18 protein-coding genes are annotated in these 21,938 nt (G+C 37.5%); 2 read left to right on the top strand and 16 right to left on the bottom strand.

Annotated elements, in window-relative coordinates; translation table 11 throughout:
* Nucleotides 1–255: 255 nt before the first annotated feature.
* A complete protein-coding gene (locus AC012T_RS22035) occupies nt 256–1,191 on the top strand; it encodes a UDP-glucuronic acid decarboxylase family protein (RefSeq protein ID WP_487060817.1) in 936 nt (311 codons plus the stop codon).
* Between the two features lie 81 nt (nt 1,192–1,272).
* Nucleotides 1,273–2,664, top strand: coding sequence for a UDP-glucose dehydrogenase family protein (locus AC012T_RS22030; protein ID WP_487060816.1), 1,392 nt, complete (start codon nt 1,273–1,275; stop codon nt 2,662–2,664).
* A 117-nt stretch (nt 2,665–2,781) separates the two neighbouring features.
* Here the strand turns inward: AC012T_RS22030 and AC012T_RS22025 are convergent, their stop codons facing one another.
* From AC012T_RS22025 to AC012T_RS21950, 16 genes are all read right to left on the bottom strand, one after another.
* Nucleotides 2,782–3,576 (bottom strand): LmeA family phospholipid-binding protein, encoded by a 795-nt coding sequence (locus tag AC012T_RS22025; RefSeq protein ID WP_487060815.1) that lies wholly within the window; start codon nt 3,574–3,576, stop codon nt 2,782–2,784.
* A gap of 422 nt (nt 3,577–3,998) precedes the next feature.
* Nucleotides 3,999–6,221 carry a GumC family protein gene (locus AC012T_RS22020; RefSeq protein ID WP_487060814.1) on the bottom strand — a complete coding sequence of 741 codons (2,223 nt, stop codon included), beginning with the start codon at nt 6,219–6,221 and terminating at the stop codon, nt 3,999–4,001.
* Nucleotides 6,222–6,622: 401 nt separating this feature from the next.
* Entirely contained in the window at nt 6,623–7,201 is a 579-nt protein-coding gene (locus AC012T_RS22015; protein ID WP_487060813.1) for a WcaF family extracellular polysaccharide biosynthesis acetyltransferase, read from the bottom strand.
* Entirely contained in the window at nt 7,188–7,784 is a 597-nt protein-coding gene (locus AC012T_RS22010) for a YdcF family protein (RefSeq protein WP_487060812.1), read from the bottom strand. The genes AC012T_RS22015 and AC012T_RS22010 overlap by 14 nt, the downstream gene beginning before the upstream one ends.
* Before the next feature lie 50 nt (nt 7,785–7,834).
* Nucleotides 7,835–9,013, bottom strand: a complete 1,179-nt coding sequence (locus AC012T_RS22005; RefSeq protein WP_487060811.1) for a glycosyltransferase — start codon at nt 9,011–9,013, stop codon at nt 7,835–7,837.
* Between the two features lie 21 nt (nt 9,014–9,034).
* Nucleotides 9,035–10,492: an O-antigen polymerase gene (locus tag AC012T_RS22000; protein ID WP_487060810.1), complete on the bottom strand. Its 1,458-nt coding sequence runs from the start codon at nt 10,490–10,492 to the stop codon at nt 9,035–9,037.
* Between the two features lie 217 nt (nt 10,493–10,709).
* Nucleotides 10,710–11,882 carry a glycosyltransferase family 4 protein gene (locus AC012T_RS21995; protein WP_487060809.1) on the bottom strand — a complete coding sequence of 391 codons (1,173 nt, stop codon included), beginning with the start codon at nt 11,880–11,882 and terminating at the stop codon, nt 10,710–10,712.
* A gap of 93 nt (nt 11,883–11,975) precedes the next feature.
* A complete protein-coding gene (locus AC012T_RS21990) occupies nt 11,976–13,091 on the bottom strand; it encodes a glycosyltransferase family 4 protein (RefSeq protein WP_487060808.1) in 1,116 nt (371 codons plus the stop codon).
* Nucleotides 13,092–13,096: 5 nt separating this feature from the next.
* Nucleotides 13,097–14,326 (bottom strand): glycosyltransferase family 4 protein, encoded by a 1,230-nt coding sequence (locus tag AC012T_RS21985; RefSeq protein ID WP_487060807.1) that lies wholly within the window; start codon nt 14,324–14,326, stop codon nt 13,097–13,099.
* A gap of 119 nt (nt 14,327–14,445) precedes the next feature.
* The gene (locus AC012T_RS21980) at nt 14,446–15,975 is read right to left on the bottom strand and encodes a beta strand repeat-containing protein (protein WP_487060806.1); all 1,530 of its coding nucleotides are present in this window, start codon (nt 15,973–15,975) and stop codon (nt 14,446–14,448) included.
* 445 nt (nt 15,976–16,420) lie between these two features.
* The gene (locus AC012T_RS21975; RefSeq protein WP_487060805.1) at nt 16,421–17,314 is read right to left on the bottom strand and encodes a glycosyltransferase family 2 protein; all 894 of its coding nucleotides are present in this window, start codon (nt 17,312–17,314) and stop codon (nt 16,421–16,423) included.
* 58 nt (nt 17,315–17,372) lie between these two features.
* On the bottom strand, nt 17,373–17,942 hold the full coding sequence (locus AC012T_RS21970) for an acyltransferase (protein WP_487060804.1): 570 nt from the start codon (nt 17,940–17,942) through the stop codon (nt 17,373–17,375).
* 120 nt (nt 17,943–18,062) lie between these two features.
* On the bottom strand, nt 18,063–18,992 hold the full coding sequence (locus AC012T_RS21965) for a glycosyltransferase family 2 protein (RefSeq protein ID WP_487060803.1): 930 nt from the start codon (nt 18,990–18,992) through the stop codon (nt 18,063–18,065).
* A gap of 86 nt (nt 18,993–19,078) precedes the next feature.
* A complete protein-coding gene (locus tag AC012T_RS21960) occupies nt 19,079–19,954 on the bottom strand; it encodes a sulfotransferase family 2 domain-containing protein (RefSeq protein WP_487060802.1) in 876 nt (291 codons plus the stop codon).
* 69 nt (nt 19,955–20,023) lie between these two features.
* Nucleotides 20,024–20,836: a sulfotransferase family protein gene (locus tag AC012T_RS21955; protein ID WP_487060801.1), complete on the bottom strand. Its 813-nt coding sequence runs from the start codon at nt 20,834–20,836 to the stop codon at nt 20,024–20,026.
* 13 nt (nt 20,837–20,849) lie between these two features.
* Nucleotides 20,850–21,803, bottom strand: a complete 954-nt coding sequence (locus AC012T_RS21950; RefSeq protein ID WP_487060800.1) for a glycosyltransferase family 2 protein — start codon at nt 21,801–21,803, stop codon at nt 20,850–20,852.
* Between the last annotated feature and the right edge of the window lie 135 nt (nt 21,804–21,938).

The raw sequence follows: 21,938 nt of genomic DNA, 5'->3' as shown, positions 1-21,938 counted from the left end.
TTTAAAAAATATCTGTAGGAAAATTACTCAACCAACAAACACACTGTCCAGAAACCTTCATTAGTTATCTATATTTTGTACCAAAGTGAATAATCTAATACATAGGCATCATAGACTCTGGCAGTATCTGTAAAATAACTGAGAAACTATAATAGGCAGGGCGGTTAAAACCGCAGGATTCGTGGCTGGTGAGCTACGTTGAATCACATCCTTCAGGTCTAAAGACACTGAATTTTCCACTTACTGAGTATTTCTATGAGAATTTTGGTGACAGGCGGTGCTGGGTTTATTGGTTCCCATCTGATCGACAGACTAATGGCTGATAGTCATGAGGTTATATGTTTAGATAATTTCTATACAGGGCATAAACGCAATATTCTCAAATGGTTAAACAATCCTCATTTTGAGATGATCCGTCACGACATCACTGAGGGAATTCGGTTAGAAGTGGATCAAATCTATCATTTGGCTTGTCCAGCATCGCCAGTGCATTACCAGTACAACCCCATTAAAACCGTTAAAACTAACGTGATGGGAACACTGAATATGTTGGGATTAGCCAAACGTGTCAAAGCTAGATTTTTGTTAGCTTCTACCAGTGAGGTCTACGGAGATCCAGAAGTTCATCCCCAAACCGAAGATTATCGAGGCAGCGTCAATCCCATTGGTATCCGTTCCTGCTACGACGAAGGCAAAAGAATTGCTGAAACTTTAGCATTTGACTACTACCGAGAAAATAAAGTTGATATTCGGGTAGCCAGAATATTTAACACCTATGGACCCCGAATGTTAGAAAACGATGGTCGGGTAGTAAGCAACTTTATAGTTCAAGCCTTACGAGGTAATCCTTTGACCGTATATGGAGAAGGTACACAAACTCGTAGCTTCTGCTATGTCTCAGACTTAGTTGAAGGACTAATTAAGTTGATGAATGGTGACTACATTGGGCCAGTCAATTTGGGTAATCCCGATGAATACACAATTTTAGAATTGGCGCAAGCTGTGCAGAACTTGGTTAACCCAGATGCACAAATTAAGTTTGAACCCCTACCTTCAGATGATCCCCGTCGTCGTCGTCCCGATATTACCAGAGCCAAGACCTGGTTAAATTGGGAACCTACCATTCCTCTGCAAGATGGTTTAAAACTGGCTGTAGAAGATTTTCGTCAGCGGATGACAAGTAATAATTAGTTAGTAGCCAGTAGTTATTTTTGGAACTATAACTACTGGCTAGTGACCAATGATTAATGAAAAAAAGCAAGGAGCTAAAAAATGCGTGTTTGTGTAATCGGTACGGGTTATGTTGGATTGGTGACAGGCGCTTGTTTGGCTCATATTGGCCATGATGTTGTTTGCATAGATAACAACGAAGAAAAAGTAAAATTAATGAAGTCTGGGCAGTCGCCTATTTTCGAGCCGGGACTCTCGGAAATTATGCAGTCTGCTATTAATAGTGGAAATATTCAATTTTCCTCCGATTTGGCAGCAGGAGTTGCTCACGGTGAAATTCTATTTATTGCGGTGGGAACACCTCCTTTACCTACTGGTGAAAGTGATACCCGCTATGTAGAAGCTGTAGCGCGTGGTATAGGGGCAAATCTCAACGGTGGTTATAAGGTAATTGTTAATAAGTCTACTGTGCCTATCGGTTCTGGTGACTGGGTAAGGATGATTGTTTTAGATGGCATTGCTGAACGCCAAAAAATATTGATACCAGCAGGTGGAACAGCCGTTGAGGAAAAATTACCTGAGATTTCAGCTCAGTTTGATGTTGTTAGTAATCCAGAGTTTCTGCGGGAAGGTTCAGCAGTTTACGATACCTTTAACCCTGACCGGATTGTCTTAGGAAGCAATAGCCAAGAAGCTGTGGGACTGATGAAAGAGCTTTATGCCCCGATTGTGGAACGCAAGTTTGCTGCTGATCAGTCTTTACCTCCTGTACCAGTACTGGTTACAGACCTGAGTTCGGCAGAAATGATTAAGTATGCTGCGAATGCTTTTTTGGCTACTAAGATTAGTTTTATCAACGAAGTTGCTAACATATGCGATCGCGTTGGAGCTGATGTTACCCAAGTGGCAAAAGGTATCGGTTTAGATTCCCGCATTGGAAACAAGTTCTTACAAGCTGGTATTGGTTGGGGTGGTTCTTGTTTCCCCAAAGATGTCTCCGCACTCATTCATACAGCTGATGATTATGGCTATGAAGCACAACTCATGAAAGCTGCGGTGAGTGTGAATGAACGCCAACGTTTGATTGCTTTGGAAAAGCTCCAACAGGCTCTCAAAATTCTCAAAGGTAAAACTGTCGGACTTCTTGGTTTGACCTTCAAACCAGATACTGATGATTTGCGCGATGCTCCAGCACTAAACTTGATTGAACAACTCAACCGACTGGGAGCTAAAGTCAAAGCTTACGACCCCATTATTTCTCAAACAGGTATGCGTCATGGTCTTTCTGGAGTATTGGTAGAAACTGATGCTGAAAGACTAGCTGATGGCTGTGATGCTTTGGTACTCGTTACAGAATGGCAGCAGTTCAACACTTTGGACTATGCAAAAATGGCCAAATTGATGAACCACGCCGTTATGATTGATGGTCGTAACTTCTTAGACCCCGAAGCAATGGTAAGGGCTGGCTTCCAATATGTAGGTGTAGGGCGATGAACTACCCACACTATAGTTGAAGATCCAGAGTTAAATTTGCAATTTCATATCAAAGCGCCGTCTAGAGTCTTGTAGGCGGCGTTTAATTGTTCATTTTAATAACTTAATTTTGAATTTTTATGAACTGCTGGGAATACGTTCTATTTCCGCATAACCACTAAAAATCAATCTTTGTCCTTCAGTTTCTAAACGGTTGAGTCGCATTTTCACTCCGTCGAGGTCAAAGCGGTCTAAATCAACCATGTTGTCCAAAATTTCTACAAGGGCGAGGCTTAAAGTCTGGGAAATTTTTTGTTGTGCTTCTGGAACTTGCTCAAGTTCAATTTTTGGGTCTTTGAAAGAAACCCGCCTTCTTCTTTCAATACTTATACCAAGGGTCATACTCAGGGGTATGAGTTCGCCGTTGTTTAAATCAGCTTGAGCTACAAGGTGCAAACGATTTTCTGGTAATAGCTGTATTTTTACTTCAGTAAAGGAAACTGGTTCTCCACCAGATATTGCCGTCAAAGTTGGTTCCGAAAGGTTCAGTAAGCGCTTTTTAACCAGTTCTGCTTTGAAAGCATCATTGATACCTGCTTCTGATAAAATCACCTGTGCTACCGCTTGAGTGGGTTGCTTGAGGCTAAGTTTGCCACTCAAAACCGAACCGAAGTCAATAGCGACTGCATCGGTTTCAAAAGACATTTCCTCAACTGCGAAGTCTCTACGAATTACTAACCCACGTCCGCTCATTTTAAAGCTATCAATGCTGCCTTGCAACAGTTTGCTGGAGGGATAGCAGCGCACAAAGACTTCTACTGACTCGCTCATGCTAAACAGGTGGCGAATCGTTTGGCTGGCGACTGTGTTGAGCATCCGCTCTCCCCAATCCGTGCCTTTAGGATCTGTTAAACCAGTAAGTCCGCCTAACATCAGATTTTGGGTCTCTAGAAGTTCTTTATATTTTTGTAACAAATTGTGAACAATAGTGCAAGCGATCCCCAGATTTATTGTTCTGATGACTGTGTGCAGGATAACTGATGGATGATAGCTAAATGTGTTGAATGTTACAAAAATAGGGAATAGGGAACAGATAAGAAACTAAAGTTTCAGAGTTTACAAACTCAGTCAAAAAAAAAGATGTTTTTTGGAGGAGAGTTGCACGAAAAAAACAGTGTCATTATTTTAATCTCATGTTTTTATGAGTTTTTCCTATTCCCCGTTCCCTGTTCCCTCTGAATTGTTGTGATGATGAAGAGCAAATGATCAAAGCGATCGCACAAGTTGCAAAGTCAGAATCATATCTTCTCCACTCCGCAAAAATGCGATCGCTACAACAACTCCATAAGCTAAAATTAGGTACGTCTAGCTTCCCTACCAGCGCTGTAATAGTAATTATAACTAGTCAATTTTTTCTTATCTCCATTAGCAACCACGCCTAAGACATTGATAGGAGAATTTCTCAGACTATCCTGAAGCTGCATTAACGCCGACTTATCTGTTTTATCTATCCTCACCACCAACAGCATTCCATCAGTTTGTGGGGCTAGGAGTCTAGCATCAACTAACCCTAACATTGGCGGCACATCATAAATCACCAAATCGAAATTTTGATTAAAGTATTCCATTAATTGCTTCATTTTATCTGATGAGAGCAATCTAGCAGGATCTGGTGGTACAGGTCCTGCTGTAATCACAGATAATGAATTCATTGCAGGTAATTGCTGAATCACCTGTTCAACAGGCATATTAGAAGCTATGACATTACTTAATCCCGATAGATTATGTAAATTTGATAATCTGTGAACCTGAGCGCGGCGTAGATCAGCATCCACAAGTAATACTCGTTTCCCTAATGCAGCAGCTATTTGAGCTAAATGAAAGGAGACTGTAGTTTTTCCATCTCCAGGCATAGTGGAAGAAACAGTTAAAGAGCGAATCGGTTGATCGGAATTAAGTAGCTGAATATTAGCATAAAGAACTTGTAAAGATTCAAAAAATAGTCCTTGTCCGTAGTAATTATCCCCTGTAATTTCCCGACGAAAAAGATTAGAGAACCAATCATTTTTAGTGGAAACATTCCCTAATTGAATTTCTGTTTCTACCCCTTTAATCTTGAGATGAGGAGATTGATAACCTGAGATACTTTTGTCGGTGGGAAGAGTTCCTAAAAAAGGTAGTTTTATCTTCTCCTTCAAGCTTTCGATAGTATGATAGGTATTGTCCATTTTTTCTAGGAGAAAGCCAATACCAATCCCTACAGCTAAACTACTAATCAATCCCATCAACAAATTCCGGGGAATATTTGGAGATAAAGGCAAAACAGATTGATGTGGGGGTTGTATTAATTCCCAGGGAAGTTCTGTTTGAGCTACTTGAATTACGAGATTTTCACGGGTAGCTAAAAAGCGATTGAGACTTTCATTAGCAAGTTGTAAACTACGCTGAATTTCACTATATTGTCTGGCTAAAATTGGTAATTGCTCAAACTTACGCTTTGTTTGCTGTTCTACTCTGGACAATTCTTGACTCTGTACATCTAGTTTCTGAATTAGAGCAGTTACTTCAGCCAATTTGAGACCTACATACCGCTCTTGCTCATCTTCTATCAGGGGTAAGAGGTTTCGCCTTTTTTCTTGTAATGACTCTATGGCTGGGTTATCAGGTTGAAAACGAACTAATTCTCCAGATAGCTGAGATTCTAATTGGCGTAGTTGTGATATTAATTGACTATATATGGGTGCTTCATTTAGTGTTGCCTGCTGTCCTTCTGGTGTTGATAAGCTAATATAACTAGCACGAGCTGTAGCTAATTGTTGATCAATTTCCAGTCTTTGTTCTTCCAACTTTTGAATTTGTGATTCAACTCCACTTGACTGGGTTTCTGGATCAATAAAATTGTATCTTTGCCGAAATATTTGTAGTTTTTGTTGCAATTGATCGACCCGATTTTTGATCGCAGGTAGTTGTTTTTCAACAAATTCAACACCTTGATTTAACTTGGTTTTACGCTTTTCTAAGCTGTAGTCCAAATAAAATGTAGAAATTGTTTTTAATACGAGATCAATTTGTTTGCGATCTTGGCTTTTATAACTTATATCTAGAATTTTAGTCGCACCTAAACGGCGAATAGTTAAATTTCCCACTAGTGAATTATAAGTGATATCAGGATAAGCAAATTGTAATTTTTTTACAACTTCTTTCATTATTTCCTGACTTTTGAGAACCTGAATTTGACTGTCGTAATCTAGATTGGATTTAGAGATACTAGATTCTGGAAGGGGTATTTGTCCTAAGCTGCTATCATTACTAACCGGTTCGACTAAAAGCTGAAAATTGCCTTGATAGATAGTTTCTTCGTTCAGCGTTGAATAAATAACAGTAGCCATAATCACAGAGACAACCCCTGTGATAATTAATGCTCTCCGCTGGAGGACACCCAAGAAGTCTTTTAGACTCCCATCATCATCCTCTGTTTCAAAAGGTGAATAGTTGTGAGATGGCAAGATTTCTGGTGTAATAATTGTCCTACCATTCTCGTTAAAAGTCGGAATTCTACTAGAATTTTGATTGTTCATGGATTTGGATTAGATAATTATTTAGTTAAATATTTTTGGTTTTTACGTTTAGCATTATGTCAAAATAGACATAATTTTTATGAGGATTGTAAACTCTCAAACATCTGCTTACTTAATACTTATTTTTTGTTCAACATGAGATAATTTATTCGACTGCTTTCGTTATGATATTTTTATCAAAATCTAGTAAATGGGAATTTCATCATCTAAATTCTATGCTGTAAGCGTTAGAAGGGTATGAAAATCTGGAATGCGATGACGATAAATAGCGAAGATTGCTTTGTATCCTTCGATGCCAGAAAGATTATGTTCATATTCTACACTCTGGCTGTTCAGTTATCTATACTTAATGAGAAAATATATTTCAAGTCAAAGCGTAATAGCTTATTTGTATATACTATTTATTCTTGTACAGAACTAGGAAAAAAATCTTCTGCTTGTCCTATTCGCCGTTTTTTAACAGGTTGCGCGGGATTACCTGCATAAATAATCATCGGCTCTAAAGATTTTCCAGTCACGCTACCAAGAGCTAAAATTGCTCCCCTTCCCACAGTGACTCCTGGTCCAACCACTGATTTAGCGGCTATCCAACTACTCTCTTCAATATGAATAGGCGCAATCATCAGTTTAAACTCAGGTTGATTCCAGTCATGATTGCCAGTACAAAGATAAACGCCTTGGGATAAACAAACATGATTTTCGATGACTACAGGTGCGAGGTTATCAATCCAAGCATCTTCCCCAATCCAAACATAATTACCAATTATTAAACGCCAAGGAAATTTGACTCGCACCCCCGGCTTTATACGCACACCGTTACCAATGCTGGCTCCAAAAAGTCTCAGTATCCCTACTTTTACGGATGAAATTGGCAACCAATGACTTTTAACTAAAGGTGAACCAAGGAAGTACCACAAAAGTTGCTGAAGGTAGGATGCACCGGGACTATAACTGCCAAGGATGTATTTATCTAGACGCATACAATGGAGAATGAAAACGGGGGTTTAAACTTGCTCCGGTACGACCTGACACAATCCACAATAAAGAGCGTCCACTATCACGAAGAATGTGAAAAATAGATTCTCTGGGTCGTTCAGAGGGAATAGAAATGGGGCTAAAGGTGATGCCTTGACTACCTAACACTAGAGTGGCTATAGTTTTAGCTCTGGGAAGGTGAAAATCCGAGGTAATTAGATAAATATGTTTAATATGGCGGTTGTGGAAATCGTGGACGAGGGTAGTAAAGTTAGTAACTGTATCAACAGCACGGTAGTCAAGGTGAATACGCTCTGTACTAATACCCATTTCTTCAAAAATAGCAAAGGCTTGGGCTGGAAGTATCCCGCTAGAAATCCAGATGTCTAAATTAGGATAATTTTGAGCAAATTGGGCTGTAAATTTTTCTCGTTCTGGTCCTCCACCAAGGGTAAGGGTAGCTTGGGGATGGGGTGCTTGATAAGAGGCGATCGCAATTCTGATAGGGATAATACTCAGAAAAACTATGATAAAACTGGCTAAACTGAGAATCCAATATTTTTTCAGTTGGTAATACAATTGGCTCATGGATAGAATCAATGTGTTTCCAAATCGGTGATGTGATTGGCATTATACTATCACAGCAGATTTTCTTGATTCAGAACATCTAGGTAAGCAGAGGCTAATTGTTTAGCAACTGTTTGCCATGAATAGCGTTGCAGAGACAGTAGACGACCATTTTGACCCATTTGTTCCCGCAATTGGGGATTATTTAAAAGATGAGCGATCGCACTTTTTAAAGATTCTATTTCTCCTTCTACAATTATTCCAGCTTCAGCTGCTGCAATTTCTGGAGCGATTTGTACACCTGGAGTTGTAATAATTGGTAAACCGGACACCATCGCTTCTGCTAAAGCAATACCAAAATTTTCCGAATAAGTTGGCAGTACAAACAAATCAGCACCTTGTAACAACAAATCTTTTTCATACCCACTCACAAACCCGACAAATGTAGTTTGGTTTGTGATATTGACAGATGCGACCATTTTCTGCAAGGATTGAACATAAGTATCTTCTCCAGAACCAGCAATCAGCAAATGGAAGTTCTGTTCTTGTTTCCTTAACTCACCTAATGTTTGAATTAACAGTTCAGGACGTTTTTTGTAGTGTAGACGGGAGAGAAAAAGAATAATCGGAACTTCTTCAGCAATATTATACCGATATTGCAATTGAGATTTAGCGTCACCAATTAATGTTGGCGGCTTTACTCCCAGCGGTAAAACAATTTTTGGCGGCTTTACTCCAAAAGCGATCGCGTCCTCCATTTCACCTACAGACGTACAGTGAATGGCCGCAGCATTATTTAAATTACGTTTTTCAATTAAATAACTGTAAACTTGCTTTTTTAACTGACTTTGTGCCAATGCCCAAGGTGTTAATTGTCCCATAATTCTCACTGTGTATGGAACTTGTTGCCACTGGGCAAAAACAGCAGCACAGCTAGGAAGATAGGAAAATAAATAGTGATTATCTAAAACATCATAATTTTTGATATTTTTCCATAGCCATTGTGTGAATGCAGGAGAAGGTAAAAATGCCTTAATCCGAGCCGCAGGTGGAAAAAACCAAACAGGTAATCCTTGGTATTCTACACATTCAGATAATGGCACATCTAGCAACAGTCCATCATCATCATTAGTAGTAGCAATTTCTACATCAATTCCTTCTGCTCTTAAAGCCCTGACTAAATTCAAGACTACCTGAGTTGGACCACCCAGTTTAGGACTGATTGAAGGAATGATATGTAAAACTTTCATTTTAGAGGATACTCACAATAGTTATTTTCTCTGGTACTGATGATGTAAGCGTTTAATACCCAACAATCCAGGAAAAGTTTTAGCAATAAAAATTAGCCCCACAATTGGTAACATTGATGTAGTGAATACAATCAGACTCCGCATAGAAATCGCTGCTGTAAAAAAGCCCAGTGCATTAACGACTATACCGTAACCAGAAGTGTGGAAAGCTGCTGTACGCGACCACCAATTAGCTAAAATTCCTAAACAAAGGGATGCTAATATCACTGCAAATATACCGCCCATCATGTAGGTTTCGCCAACATAAGTTGCAGAAACTGTCCAACCATCTGCACCTACAACTTCTTCAATTGATGTGCTTAAACCTTCTGGTTTATCAGGCCATAAAACTCTAGGTATCGGTTTGGTTAAAAATACAAACAAAAGTTCAAACCCTAAAAAATCATGTTTATTGGGAAAGGCATCTACTAATAAACCTAGGCTAAATAGGTTGTAGTCAACTGACAGGGTTTCCTGCACTTTTTCACTTGCATAAGCTCCTGTTGATAGATAATTAATGATACCCATCTGTCTAAACCCAAGCATATGACGGGTAGCAAATACCATGACATACCCCATAATAGCTGAAGGAATAGCTACTTTAAACAAAGTTGGACGTTGTAAAGTTAGGAAATATCCAGCCATGAATGTGGCAATATAGGCAGCTAAAACATTGCGAGTTCCTCCCGCGAATCCATAAAACAGAGTAAAGGCAAATATGAAAACAACTAATAACATCTGCCAAAAGCGCAAAGACTGCCGACGGTTAAAAATAATACCTGCCAGGGGTGGTATAACATAGGTGAACAACTTCAACTCAGACAAAAATACTCGCCAGTCACCTAACTTTCCGCGTCCCCAAGGCACAGCAAAGCGCGGACCCAATAGAGATTCAATTAGCTGTACTGGATTAAAATCGACAGATAATAATATATATATGTAAGCTAAAAAAGTTGATAGTAAGAAGATACGAAACAACGTTTTATCAGGGATATTAGCAAAATCAAGCCATTCTGGTGGTGCGGGCTTAAAAAAGTTGATATGACGACCAATTGCTAAACCGCCAAACCCTATCAATAAGACTTCGATAGCTTGGATAGTTTGCTCAGATGTCAAACGCTGATCGAATTTGGGTTGTGGGTATAAAAACTCTATCAGAGTCAAGAAGTAAAGAGCTAATATACAAAGTATATCGGCTCGAAACAAATTGTTCCAACCTCGTCTACTATCAAATAAGATGCTAAGAGCGATCGCCACTCCTACTACAACAGCTACTTGGCTAGCCATGAAACTAGGAGTCATATCTACACTTAAGCGTATAAATGCTAGAGCCAAACCAAAAAGTAATGTGAATGTTCCTGTCCATGTCGCTTTGGCAATGCGTTTTTTGGGATTGGATGGATTTGGTTTTGGATAGTATGGATGGGTGGATATATTCATGAGTAGGAATGATAATCCTATTTGATGGGTAAAAATTGCAAGCGTCAGATTTTCAACTTATTCATGACTTACGCAACTGGCAGATTAGTAGGATGCGTCAGATATATAAATTGGTTATTTTATAATCAACAGATTTTTGACCTTTGACTCACTGTACACGAAACATGAAGTGTGACAATAGCATAAATCCTAATTCTTGAATTACAAAGAGAGATTACTATTTATTTTGACTTAATAATTGCGTTTTACTATAAACTTGGCTGTAGGTATCTACCATCTTTTCTAGAGAAAACTGCTGTTGTATTAATTGATAACCAGCAGTTGCCACAAAATTACGCTCTTGATAATTGATAAAATTATCGAATTCCTTAAATTCACCTTTTTCCGAAATAACAAAACAAACTCCTTGGGGAAACTTTAACTCCTCCGCAAGAGATGATGTGATCACACAGGGTAAAGACCAAGCCATTGCTTCTAATAGTGCAAATGGTAAACCTTCAAAAGCCGCAGGATGAAAAAACCCGTCTGCTGCTGCTAAATATGGTGTTACGTCATTTTGCCAACCCAAACGTTGAATATAATCTTGGGCATTATTCTCTATAATCCATTGATCCCACATAGAAGTTAAGCGACCATCTCCCACCCATAAAAAACGAACAGATGGTATTTTGCGTTTCAGGTGAATAGCCCATTGTAAAAATAGCAGCGGTTGTTTTTGTGCTTCCATTCTTCCCACTGCTACTATCAATAATTCATCTGAATTAATTTTTAGTTGTAACCGAGATTCTTGACGTTTGGCTAAACGTTCTATTTTAGTAGGTACATTAACGCCATTATTAATAACTACTATTTTGGGTAAATCAGAAGTAATTGGAGAAAGAAAAGAAATTAGTTCCTGTCCTCTATTTTCAGAAATTGCTATTAATATACCTCGATATTTTCTTAAAGCTATTTTAGCTATTAGATCCCGCCATTTTCCTAATACTGATCCCAATTTATCCTGAGTTTGAGTAATATGAATAGTTGTCAAAGAAGCAATGGATAAATAATTACACCAAGTGAGTAAATCTAAACCATCTTCTAAATTTTGCTTGTTCAGATGGAGTATATCTGGTTTAAATGCTTGCCACTGAGATATACACTCTTGATTGATTTTAGGAAATAAATGGGTAAAGGATCTTAATTTACGATTGTATGTGTTGATATATGGCGATCGCAACACCTGTCCAAATTCTGCAAATGAGTCAGCTAGTTCATCCATAATCGGATTATCAGAACACCATAACCCCACAACATAGCCTCTTTTAGCCAGTTCTTGTCCCAGATAAATTAAATATAATTCTCCTCCTCCCCGTGAACCTGAACTGCTACTGATAAAAAGAATTCGCATGAAATTAAGCTTAATTGTTTATTGTTAAATTTAGTTAAAAAATACGTTTTTTTAGTATAGGAATCCTATTTAATTATTGAAGGCTGAATCTCCTTACCAGTTAGTTAATTTATGAAAAACCTCAACCCACTGTTGAGCGCCCATAGCTGGGGATATTTCTGCTGCTTTCTTGAGTGATGTTAAACTAGCAGATTTAATTTTATCAGGTTGTTGTAAATAACTCATCAATACTTCTGCTAAAGCCACAACATTGCCATTAGGAAATAAATCTCCGTTTTCTCCTGGTTTAATCAAATCATGTCCAGCACCTACCCCATCAGAACATATTACTGGCAAACCAGAACCAATCGCTTGATTAACTACTACACCCCAACCATCGTAACGACTTGGTAATACAAATAAGTCGGCTGTACGAAAAAAAGCAGGTAAATTTTCAGGAGATTGAAAACCTGCATATTCAATGTTATGCAGAGTTTTTTCAGGTAAATTTTCTAGTAATTGAGGAAGTTCGGCTTCTCTTCCTACCAGCTGTAAACGAACATTTAGACCTGATTCAATGAGATGATTAAATGCTTGCAGCAAAATATCAACTCCTTTCCGCGCTATCATTTGACCACAGAACAAAATAGTCACTGGATTTCCAGGTCTTTGGGGCAAATTTTGACTAAAAGCAGCTAGATCACAATAGTAAGGAATGTTAAAGATCGGTTTATCAGGAAAGCGTTTCTGGTAGTCTTGTTGTGCCTTAGTGCCAATAGCTGCGATCGCACAACAATATTTTAAACTATCGGCTAAGTATTTTTGCAATTTCCCCTTAATCCCTTCTGAACTACCAACCATTTTTTCACCCCAGAAAATACAAGGCACTTTTTTTGCTTGTAGTCTGAGCAAAAGTTGAGTAGGTAGTCTGAGCAAAAGTTGAGTAGTAAGATTCATATAACCATTAAGCACAACCACATCAGCCTCTGTAGAGGATGGAAAATGCCAGTTAAGATGAAATCGGGATAAACCCCAAGCTAAATGGAATCCTGGTAAGATATGTTCATAAGGTTGCAAGGGCTTTTCCGGCCAAGGAGAATCAGCACAAGCAGGTTCTAAATAATAAACTGTTAAATCTATTTCTGCACGGCGAGAAAGTTCAAAAAACAAGTCTCGTTGGTAAGGAGATGGGAGAATAGAATAAAAAACCACCTTGCATTTCAATCTCATGAATTTTATTTAAACTTATTTATTTGTAACAATTGAAACAAATTGGAAATGCTAAAATTTAATGATGAAATTGAATTATTCAACAACCTTTTTAACTGTGAAGGCTGTTGTAAAATAAAGTTTATTAAATTAAAAATTTCTTCACTACTCACCTTCTCCAAAATCCAACCATTCTCACCAGCTATAACCACTTCACCACAGCAACGGGAAGCAATAATAGGTAATTTCCATGCTTGTGCTTCCAGTTGGGTTAATCCAAATCCATCAGAAAGAGTCGGGAACAGAAACACATCTGCCATCTGATAATATTGTGCTGTTTCACTTCTATTAACATGGCCTACCCAACGAATTTGTGGGTGGGTTTGCAAATGTGGTGGAATCTCTATTTGTTGAGAACCAACAATCCAAAATTCAACAGGATATCCTTCAAGTAACTGCACTGCATCCAATACAGGCGCAATTCCTTTTCGCAAAATCACCTGTCCTAAAAATAATACCCTTAAAGGGCGCTCTTGAGAAAATGATTCTGGATAAGTGCGGACAAAGTTACTAGCGCCTCCTGGTGGAGTGTGTACCAAGGGAATAATATGAATCTTTTCAGAATCAACACCTGTTTTTTCCAAAAGTTGACGTGACCAATCAGAATTTACAACAATAGCATCAGCGATATTCAATTCTTCTCGCCAATTTTGCCAATATTCTACAGGTGCAGGTTGCCAATTACCACGATATTGGGGATATTGGTCATACTGTTGAGAGACAATAATTTCCTCTTGAATTCCTGGATCAATTTGTCCTAGAACAATGTACCATCCCTGTTGTTTGGCAAATTTAAATAATTCTAATGCTGCATAGCTGTAGGAAAATAGGATAGGAGGATTTGTAAATTTGTCAGTTAGTGAAGTTAAAGTCTTGACTGCTTGCTGTTGAAACCATTGATTTCTAGCAATAACTCTTTCCCACCCTGTCTTTTTTTGCAGACGTTGAGCTAGTTCAAACTGAATTAGAGAACTATTGAAAGCATGAACAGATGCGTGTTCTAAATCTGATTGGTATCTTTCCCGTAAATTAGCTAAGATATTTTTAGGTAAAAAATTCAGTGCAGACTGAGGTGATACCCAAGCATCTGTAATTAAGTGAGCAAGCTGTCCTTCTTGGTGTAAAGCTCTGGGTATAGAGTAGTTTTCTCGCGCTCCGATTTGACAAGATATCCAACGATAAGGTGCTTTAGGCATTGATCAGCAATTTATTTATAAAATTAAATCCCTGACTTCTGCCAGAAGCCAGGGATCTAAGTAAGTGAATATCAACGTTTTGTTTTGAAAGATGATTACCTGTAGATAAGCAGTGACAATTAAACGATAGTAAAGTCTGCTGCTGTTAAAACGGGGTTTCCATTCAAGGTTGCAAAGAAACCACCAGCACCAGCACCAGCAGTACTGCCATTTTCATTGTAATACAACGCACCAGTATCCAAGTTATAAACAATGCGTTCGCTTCTAGCACCCATGCCAGAATTACTTGCACCAAAATTACCTGCGAAGAAATCAGTAGCAATAGTTCCTATTGAGCCGAAAGAATTTGTCTTATCAAGTTGAATCTTATCTGTTCCTGCGGTAAAGTCGGTAATTGTATCTTGTCTAATAGAAGTAGACGTAGATCCTGTTGCACTTAAACCAACGCCACCAAAGGCAAAAGTGTCAGCACCAGCGCCACCTGTGAGACTATCAATGCCAGCACCTCCGTTCAGAGTGTCAGCACCGATGCCACCTACGAGTGAATTGCTAGCAGCATTTCCAGTAACAACAGTACCAACAGTGTTAGTTAGGGTGATGTTGGTAGCATTAGTTCCAGTGATATTAATGAATTCAACTTCTGCACTAGTAGCCCAAGTACCACTAACGTTAACTGTATCACTGCCTTCTCCAGCGAGTTCTACTACTGTGTCATTGGAGTCGATAAAGTAAGTATCATCACCAACGCCACCTGTCAAGGTATCTGTGCCGGTACCAGCAATTAAAGTATCGTTTCCATCTTCACCAAATAAGCTATCATTACCAGTTCCGCCGTCAATAGTATCGTCGCCTATGGAAGCATAAATGGTATCGTCACCAGCCAATCCATTGAGGGTATTATTTTGGCGGTTGCCAATAATGACATTATTAAGACCATTACCTTCACCAAAAATCGGACCAGCTACCAAATTGGAAGCAGCTCCGGGCGCAGCAAGAGTCAAGTTCTCAATCTGAGTGCCACCTGAAAAGGTTACTCCAGCTTGAGTGGTCAAAGAAAAGTCTACTGTAGTGAAAACAGTATCTGTTCCACTAGCACCGTCGCTGAATTCATCAATAAATAAGCTGCCACTGGTAGAACTCACCACATAGGTGTCATCTCCAGCACCACCTATCAACCTGCCATTACCTGAACTACCAGTAATTTCTAAATAGTCATTACCTGCGCCCCCCCTGACTATTGAACCATCTCCGCCTTTCAATACATCAGCGCCATTACCAGCTATTATGATGGTATTATCCGCAGAACTGACTATTACATCGTCTCCTGATGAGCCGGTTCCGGTAATACCATTAGCCTGTAGATTTAGTGTTAAATCTGTTGCTCCTCCACCGACATTAGACAAATTAAAACTAATCGAGGTATTGATGACTGCTTTATCTGGATCAATAACTACGTCACCTGGGTTATCAACAACATAAAAATCGTTACCAGTACCACCACTCATGGTGTCTGCACCAGTACCACCATCAAGTTGTTCGTTACCAGTTGTACCATTGAGAGTATCATTACCAGCTAAACCCCTTAGTATATCGCCAGGATTTAACGCATTTAACGTATCATTACCTGAAGTGCCTGTGATGACTGCCATAGTTACCTACTCCTCGTGTATTTATCATTCGTATATAACTTAACTCAACTTTTGTCATTTGAGATCAGGCTATAAAAAAATCCTTACCCAAGCGTTAAATTTTGAGCTAATATTGCCTGATTATAATTGACATTTTCGCACGGTGAGAAAAAAGATGTAACGGTTTTATCACAAACTTAATACCCATGCAATTTCCTTAACCATAAATTTATTATTTATGCAGACAAACTATTATTTTTATAAAAACTAATTTCATCAGGCAAAATTTAGGTTGCATAATAAATGCCTGATGATAGTTTTAACTATAAATTAACTTAAAACGTAATCTGTAATGGAATTTGTTTGCTATGTCTTAATATATGATGAAAACTCTTTCCAAATCAGAAAAGTCAATTTAGCCAATTTTAAGATTTATTAGTATCTGGATAAATTTTTATATCTTGCCTCAAGGCAAAACAGTTGCATTCATTAAAGGAAAAGCTGTATTTCTACGTAATTTAAGGTAGGATATTAAGGATTTAGCCGAAACTACTTGTCGTTCTTGATGATGATTTTTAATCAATTCAGGAATAATAAATATACCTTCTTTAATTCCATTTGTTCTGCCATGCCTGAATAACCAAAAAATCCGATTGATACACTTTCCAATTCCTAACCACCAAAAGATGATAGGATACCTCAAATAAGCTAGGAGAATCTGATTGGCGATGCTTGCAGCTGTAATGCGTGGGTTGGTATGGTGTTCTAATTTAGTGTTATGAAAGACTCTGAGCCATGAAGTTTCCAGAATACTCCAACCCATGTGATGAAGGCGTAAGGACAAATCAACTTCTTCCATGCCATAGGCTACTGGTAAATTAACATAACCACTGGTTTGTTGAAAAACTTCTTTCCGATAAGCACACCCACAGCCAATAAAATTGGATACCCATGTTGCCGCTAATTGATCAGATTCAATGATTTCATTAATGTGATATATCTTGGCTGCTATAACAGCGGCTTGAGGAAAATTATTGAAGAGTAGTTGTAAGCGTTCAAAGTAGTCTGTATCTATAGGATAGGAATCATCATCGAAACTGGCAACGATGGGGTTTATTGCCTGGTTAATCGCTATATTTCTCCCACCACCTGGGCCTACTTGAAGAGGGTTTTTAATAATTTTAATATCTTGAAAATTGCTGTTTATAAGTCCTTGTTCCGTTGTAGAATCGTTGCCATCAATATGAACAATGATTTCATTTGGTTGGGGATTGCATTGTGATATTTTTTCCAGTGTTTCTAAAAGTTGACTTAATCGGTTATACGTTGGGATAACCGCAGTAATGTTGCAAGTATTCATTTCTTAAAATTTTCTAGTACCACCGTGAAGTCAATAGTCAACAAGTTTATTTTTATGGTTAAATTCGCTCTTTAATTACTTTAGCAGGTACTCCCACAGCGATCGCACCAGAGGGAATATCTTTTGTCACCACACTTCCCGCACCTATAATAGCGCGATCGCCTATTGTGACACCTTTTAAAATTGTAACATTAGCTCCAATCCATACATATTCTCCAATTCTAGTAGGTTTAGAAATCATGGGTTGTCCTAACGGTGGTAAACTCGGATCGCATCCATGATCATGATCCGTAATGTAGCAACCTGGTCCAATAGCGCAATCTTTACCAATAATTATGGATTCGGTTGCATCAATAAAGGTGTGACGATTAATATAAGAATTTGCACCGATAATGATTTTAGCATGAGGAAGAGATTCACCACTGCACACAAGAGTAACTCCCCTGTCAAGCGCACAATTAGCTTCAATTTTTATATCGCTATGGTTGCGTGGAATATCAACTTCCTTCATCCAGACATAACCGTGCAGTTTGACTCCTAAAGTACGATAATAAAAATTACGCCAACGACTTTCTAATCCATCAATTAACCACTTACCTTTGAGGAAACAAAATTGTATGATATTCATTTTTAAACTTTATTTATTAATATTATTAATAATTTGTTAAAAAAAATCGTTCAAAAAGCTTTATGTCTCAATAAAAAGCATTAAAATATATGCGTTGAGAAGAGTGTACTTTTATAAAAATTAGGCTGATACTATTTTGGTAACTGCCCGTATCTTTCCTGTCAATACCTTTGGTAAATCAATCCAACCCTGCAATTTTGTTAGTGAAGCTATCAGTCCAAATAATTGCAGTACAGCTAACTTTATATAATACTGCCATTGCTTTCGACCAAGGATTTGAGTCATCACATAATGACGGTTCACTAAATCCATTTCTGCTAAAACACCAGGATCATTTTTATGATCACCCGGTTGGCTATCATGAAAAATGCGAGATGTACGAGCATTGACTAACTTCCAAAGCTTACCAACCGTCAAGGATAAGGTAACATCTTCCATCAGAGAATAGCCTGTAAAAATCTCTGGAAATAAGGGATGTGGTAATGCTTCTCGACGATAAAGGACACAAGTTGTATTCAACCATTCTACAGAAACTATTTCTGGTAAATCCTCCCGATCTTCTGGTAAGAGATTCATTGCAGGCCCAATACATTTACCTGCATAACTACTTTCATAACGACCGTGTAGGAATTGAAACAGCAATCTGCTAATAAGTCCAGGAGGTAAATATTTTTGATTGGTAATCATTGAATTAACCCCCCCAATGTGCGGATCACTTTGTAAAGCAGTCCACAATCTAGCTACACATTCCGGTTCAAATAAAATATCATCATCTAGTAGCCAAATAGTGTTTTGAGTTGCATAATCCATCGCTTGATTGCGTTGAATAGCAGCGCCTAATTTTATTGCTCGATAATAGTGAATTTTGGCGATTAATCCTGGAATAAAACTTGTACAAATTTCTTTGGTGCTATCATCATCTGAACCATCCACGACAATTATTTCTACAGGTTGTGCCGATTGTTGAGCTAGACTTGCAAGTGTCCTGCTTAAAGGCTCTGAACGATTTCGTGTTGGAATTAAAGCACTAACAGGCAGTTCTATTTTCATCTATCATGTATATAGTATTGAACCATTATTAATTTTGCATGAATTATGGAATTAGTTTTGTTATAAGCCACCTAATTATAACCATGCTAAAATTTTTTTAATTGTTTCAACATAAAATGTCTAGCTAAATTGTAGGTACGTCCAAAAGGTTGATACAACTGATTTATGAGTTTTTGCCTTTCTAAATTTTGGTAAAAATCATTTTTTGATTCAGCAATTTTGTGTTCAAACTGTTGTTGAGCATAGTCATATAATGCCAAATCTAAAGAATTTTTATCTTTAATTATGTCTATGATATTGTTATCAATATTATTTTGAATATGTTGATGTTGAGGAGTTATATTTTGTTGTATATACAGCGGAATTCGCCAGTTAAACGTTTTTTTGAGCAGAACCAGGGTTTCATCAAATCGCTCAACTAACCCGACTACAGAAAAGTGAGTTTCCAAGTTTTGCTTAACGGTTGTGAGTGTTTCTTCATCACTATATGTAGGAACATTGCTAAGACCAAATAACATTTTTGTTTGGAGGTTATTATTACTCAAGTCACTGAGTATATAATCCTTAAGACTCATTTTTTTAACTTTTTCATGATTAGGTAAACTGGAACTACGACAAAGATAGTTATAGTGAGAAATTGTTCGACTCACTGGATTTCTGAGGAGAGTAAAATACTTAGCTGAACAAGATAAAAACTCATGTAAACCAAAAGCAAAATGTCCACGAATTAGTTTTAATTTACTACGTTGATATTGTTCTAATTCAGCCAATTTATAGCGATTTTCAATCCCGTCAAATCGAAAAGTACAATCGTTTCTGTATTGCTGGTTTATAATTCCATTAATTGTTGTGCCTCCAGCCTTAGGAATATGGAGAAATATTATTATTTGTTCATCATGACTACGTTGTCCTAGATCGATAATTTCTGAGTTACTCAAGGAGAAAGAAGCAGGTGTTTCCATTATTTTCAGTAGCCTATAATTTTCATAATTAATCTGACAATTGTTTTAGGTCAAGCCAATCCCAAGGATTTATAAATACCAATCTGAGAATTTCAACCCAGTCAATGCTCGTAATTGAGTAATATCCTCAGATAATACTGATTTAAGATACATTAAAATCTGCTCATCAACAACTGGGTATTGAACCTTTTCTTCAAAGAAAGAAGGAAAAAGATTACACAAACGTAGTCCAGATGGTAACTTAGAAATGGTATGACCTAAGTTTGTTAATCTTCGCTTTTCTGAAGAAAGATGATAATTTTGTAAAAATGCTGGATGTTCAAAGGAGGAGTCAACACCCAAAAAATCAAATACTTTTTGGAGTGTTTGATTACGATTTTTTTCTAACTCTTCCAGAGTTAAAATAAGGATTTGATCAAGTTTGTAAATAGATAAAAAATCTTTTAATTGCCAGTAATATCTACTACTATTAATATAGTTGTTGTTATTAGCTTGCACAGCATCAATCAGTGAACGCATTTCTTGACGATCTACAAATTGATGAAAATAGTGAGATAAAATTCTTTTAATTGGATCTCGAAGAATATAAATTAGTTTAGCATCTGGTAGCACAGAAGCCATGCGTTGCGGAACATCAGCAAAAATATGACTTTTTGTATAGTTAGGTGAGGATTCACCAAATATTTTAGCTTCTTTATTCATAGGAAATTGATTACTATACCAATCTAAACCTTGATTCCAGTTTTTTTCTAGAATAAAGAAATCCAATTCCTTCAAACTTGACATTTGAATCTCTGGATGCAAATTAAGATAGTTATGTAAACTGCTTGTACCACTTTTCATGGCACCAATAATAATTAAATTCGGTAAAATGTTATTCATACTTCTTATTGGTTTATTTATTTAAAGTAAGTAATTGTCTTTTGAATTTTGCCGTGATTTCAGCAGCTTCAAATCCTAAAGAATGATATATTATTTGATAAAATAAAGGCGCTGTAGAGATTGGTGGTTTAAAACCATGATCTGAATCATATATTTTTCTGATGATACTTTTAGCCCAACTCGTATTAAACAACCAAATCATCCTAGCACAATCAAACCTGGATTTATTGATAGCATAAAGACGCTCATTGTTGAGTTCATTAATTAACTTCAGATGTGATTCTAGTTTGTCTAGAATTTCCAAACGATGTTGATAGGTTAATGTTTTATCTTTTTTGCAAACTGTTGATTCACTCCATTGTCTATAAACTGAACCAGAGTCATGACAATACTCAAATCTTTTCCCGGCTTTCAGAAGTCGTAAATATAATTCATGTTCTTGACAGCAAGGTTGATCAGCTTTCCAACCTCCTACATCTAAAAGAGCCTGTTTTTTCCAAAGCGGACTTCCTGTTTGTGGTAAGTACCAAAGAGCTAATAAAATCCAGGGATCATGAGGTTCAGTAATAGCCAAAATTTCTTGTTTCACATTTTCTGCTTGCCAATACTCAAATATGCTAGGACTGTAGATTATATCAGCACTAGAAGTCTGAGCTAGAAAATTGATTTGGTTTTCAATTTTGGTAGGTAGTAAATAATCATCTGCATCTAAGTATTGTAACCAATTACCTGTACTTATTTCTAGTAACCGATTCCGTGCAACATTACCACCACGATTTTTACCTGTTTCCCAACGAATAGAATCACCAAAACTTTTAATTACTTCTAAACTTCCATCTGTAGAACCATCATCGACAACAATGACTTCTTTGTTAGGGTAGGTTTGATTTAAGGCACTTTCTATAGATTTTGCAATCCATTGTTCTGAGTTATAGCAGGGTATAAGAATGCTGACTTTTGGATCCATACTTAAGTTTATAAAAAGGAAATTTTGACCTATCTTTTTTTGCTATCAATAGTCTACATTCTTTACACCGTCTCATTCTCAGCTTTGTTTTTCGCCCCGTGTCAGAATTACAACGTCATTAATTCTTACTATGGC

Source organism: Anabaena sp. EIM26, assembly GCF_057568715.1.
This window is presented reverse-complemented; position numbering and strand designations above follow the sequence as displayed.

What these genes read in the sequence shown, in the direction of transcription:
- AC012T_RS21960 (WP_487060802.1), bottom strand. Translation starts at nt 19,954, where the DNA reads ATGGAAACACCTGCTTCTTTCTCCTTGAGTAACTCAGAAATTATCGAT.
- AC012T_RS21990 (WP_487060808.1), bottom strand. Translation starts at nt 13,091, where the DNA reads ATGAGATTGAAATGCAAGGTGGTTTTTTATTCTATTCTCCCATCTCCT.
- AC012T_RS22030 (WP_487060816.1), top strand. Translation starts at nt 1,273, where the DNA reads ATGCGTGTTTGTGTAATCGGTACGGGTTATGTTGGATTGGTGACAGGC.
- AC012T_RS22035 (WP_487060817.1), top strand. Translation starts at nt 256, where the DNA reads ATGAGAATTTTGGTGACAGGCGGTGCTGGGTTTATTGGTTCCCATCTG.
- AC012T_RS21995 (WP_487060809.1), bottom strand. Translation starts at nt 11,882, where the DNA reads ATGCGAATTCTTTTTATCAGTAGCAGTTCAGGTTCACGGGGAGGAGGA.
- AC012T_RS21950 (WP_487060800.1), bottom strand. Translation starts at nt 21,803, where the DNA reads ATGGATCCAAAAGTCAGCATTCTTATACCCTGCTATAACTCAGAACAA.
- AC012T_RS22005 (WP_487060811.1), bottom strand. Translation starts at nt 9,013, where the DNA reads ATGAAAGTTTTACATATCATTCCTTCAATCAGTCCTAAACTGGGTGGT.
- AC012T_RS21980 (WP_487060806.1), bottom strand. Translation starts at nt 15,975, where the DNA reads ATGGCAGTCATCACAGGCACTTCAGGTAATGATACGTTAAATGCGTTA.
- AC012T_RS22015 (WP_487060813.1), bottom strand. Translation starts at nt 7,201, where the DNA reads ATGCGTCTAGATAAATACATCCTTGGCAGTTATAGTCCCGGTGCATCC.
- AC012T_RS22000 (WP_487060810.1), bottom strand. Translation starts at nt 10,492, where the DNA reads ATGAATATATCCACCCATCCATACTATCCAAAACCAAATCCATCCAAT.
- AC012T_RS21985 (WP_487060807.1), bottom strand. Translation starts at nt 14,326, where the DNA reads ATGCCTAAAGCACCTTATCGTTGGATATCTTGTCAAATCGGAGCGCGA.
- AC012T_RS21970 (WP_487060804.1), bottom strand. Translation starts at nt 17,942, where the DNA reads ATGAATATCATACAATTTTGTTTCCTCAAAGGTAAGTGGTTAATTGAT.
- AC012T_RS21955 (WP_487060801.1), bottom strand. Translation starts at nt 20,836, where the DNA reads ATGAATAACATTTTACCGAATTTAATTATTATTGGTGCCATGAAAAGT.
- AC012T_RS22010 (WP_487060812.1), bottom strand. Translation starts at nt 7,784, where the DNA reads ATGAGCCAATTGTATTACCAACTGAAAAAATATTGGATTCTCAGTTTA.
- AC012T_RS22025 (WP_487060815.1), bottom strand. Translation starts at nt 3,576, where the DNA reads ATGTTAGGCGGACTTACTGGTTTAACAGATCCTAAAGGCACGGATTGG.
- AC012T_RS22020 (WP_487060814.1), bottom strand. Translation starts at nt 6,221, where the DNA reads ATGAACAATCAAAATTCTAGTAGAATTCCGACTTTTAACGAGAATGGT.
- AC012T_RS21975 (WP_487060805.1), bottom strand. Translation starts at nt 17,314, where the DNA reads ATGAATACTTGCAACATTACTGCGGTTATCCCAACGTATAACCGATTA.
- AC012T_RS21965 (WP_487060803.1), bottom strand. Translation starts at nt 18,992, where the DNA reads ATGAAAATAGAACTGCCTGTTAGTGCTTTAATTCCAACACGAAATCGT.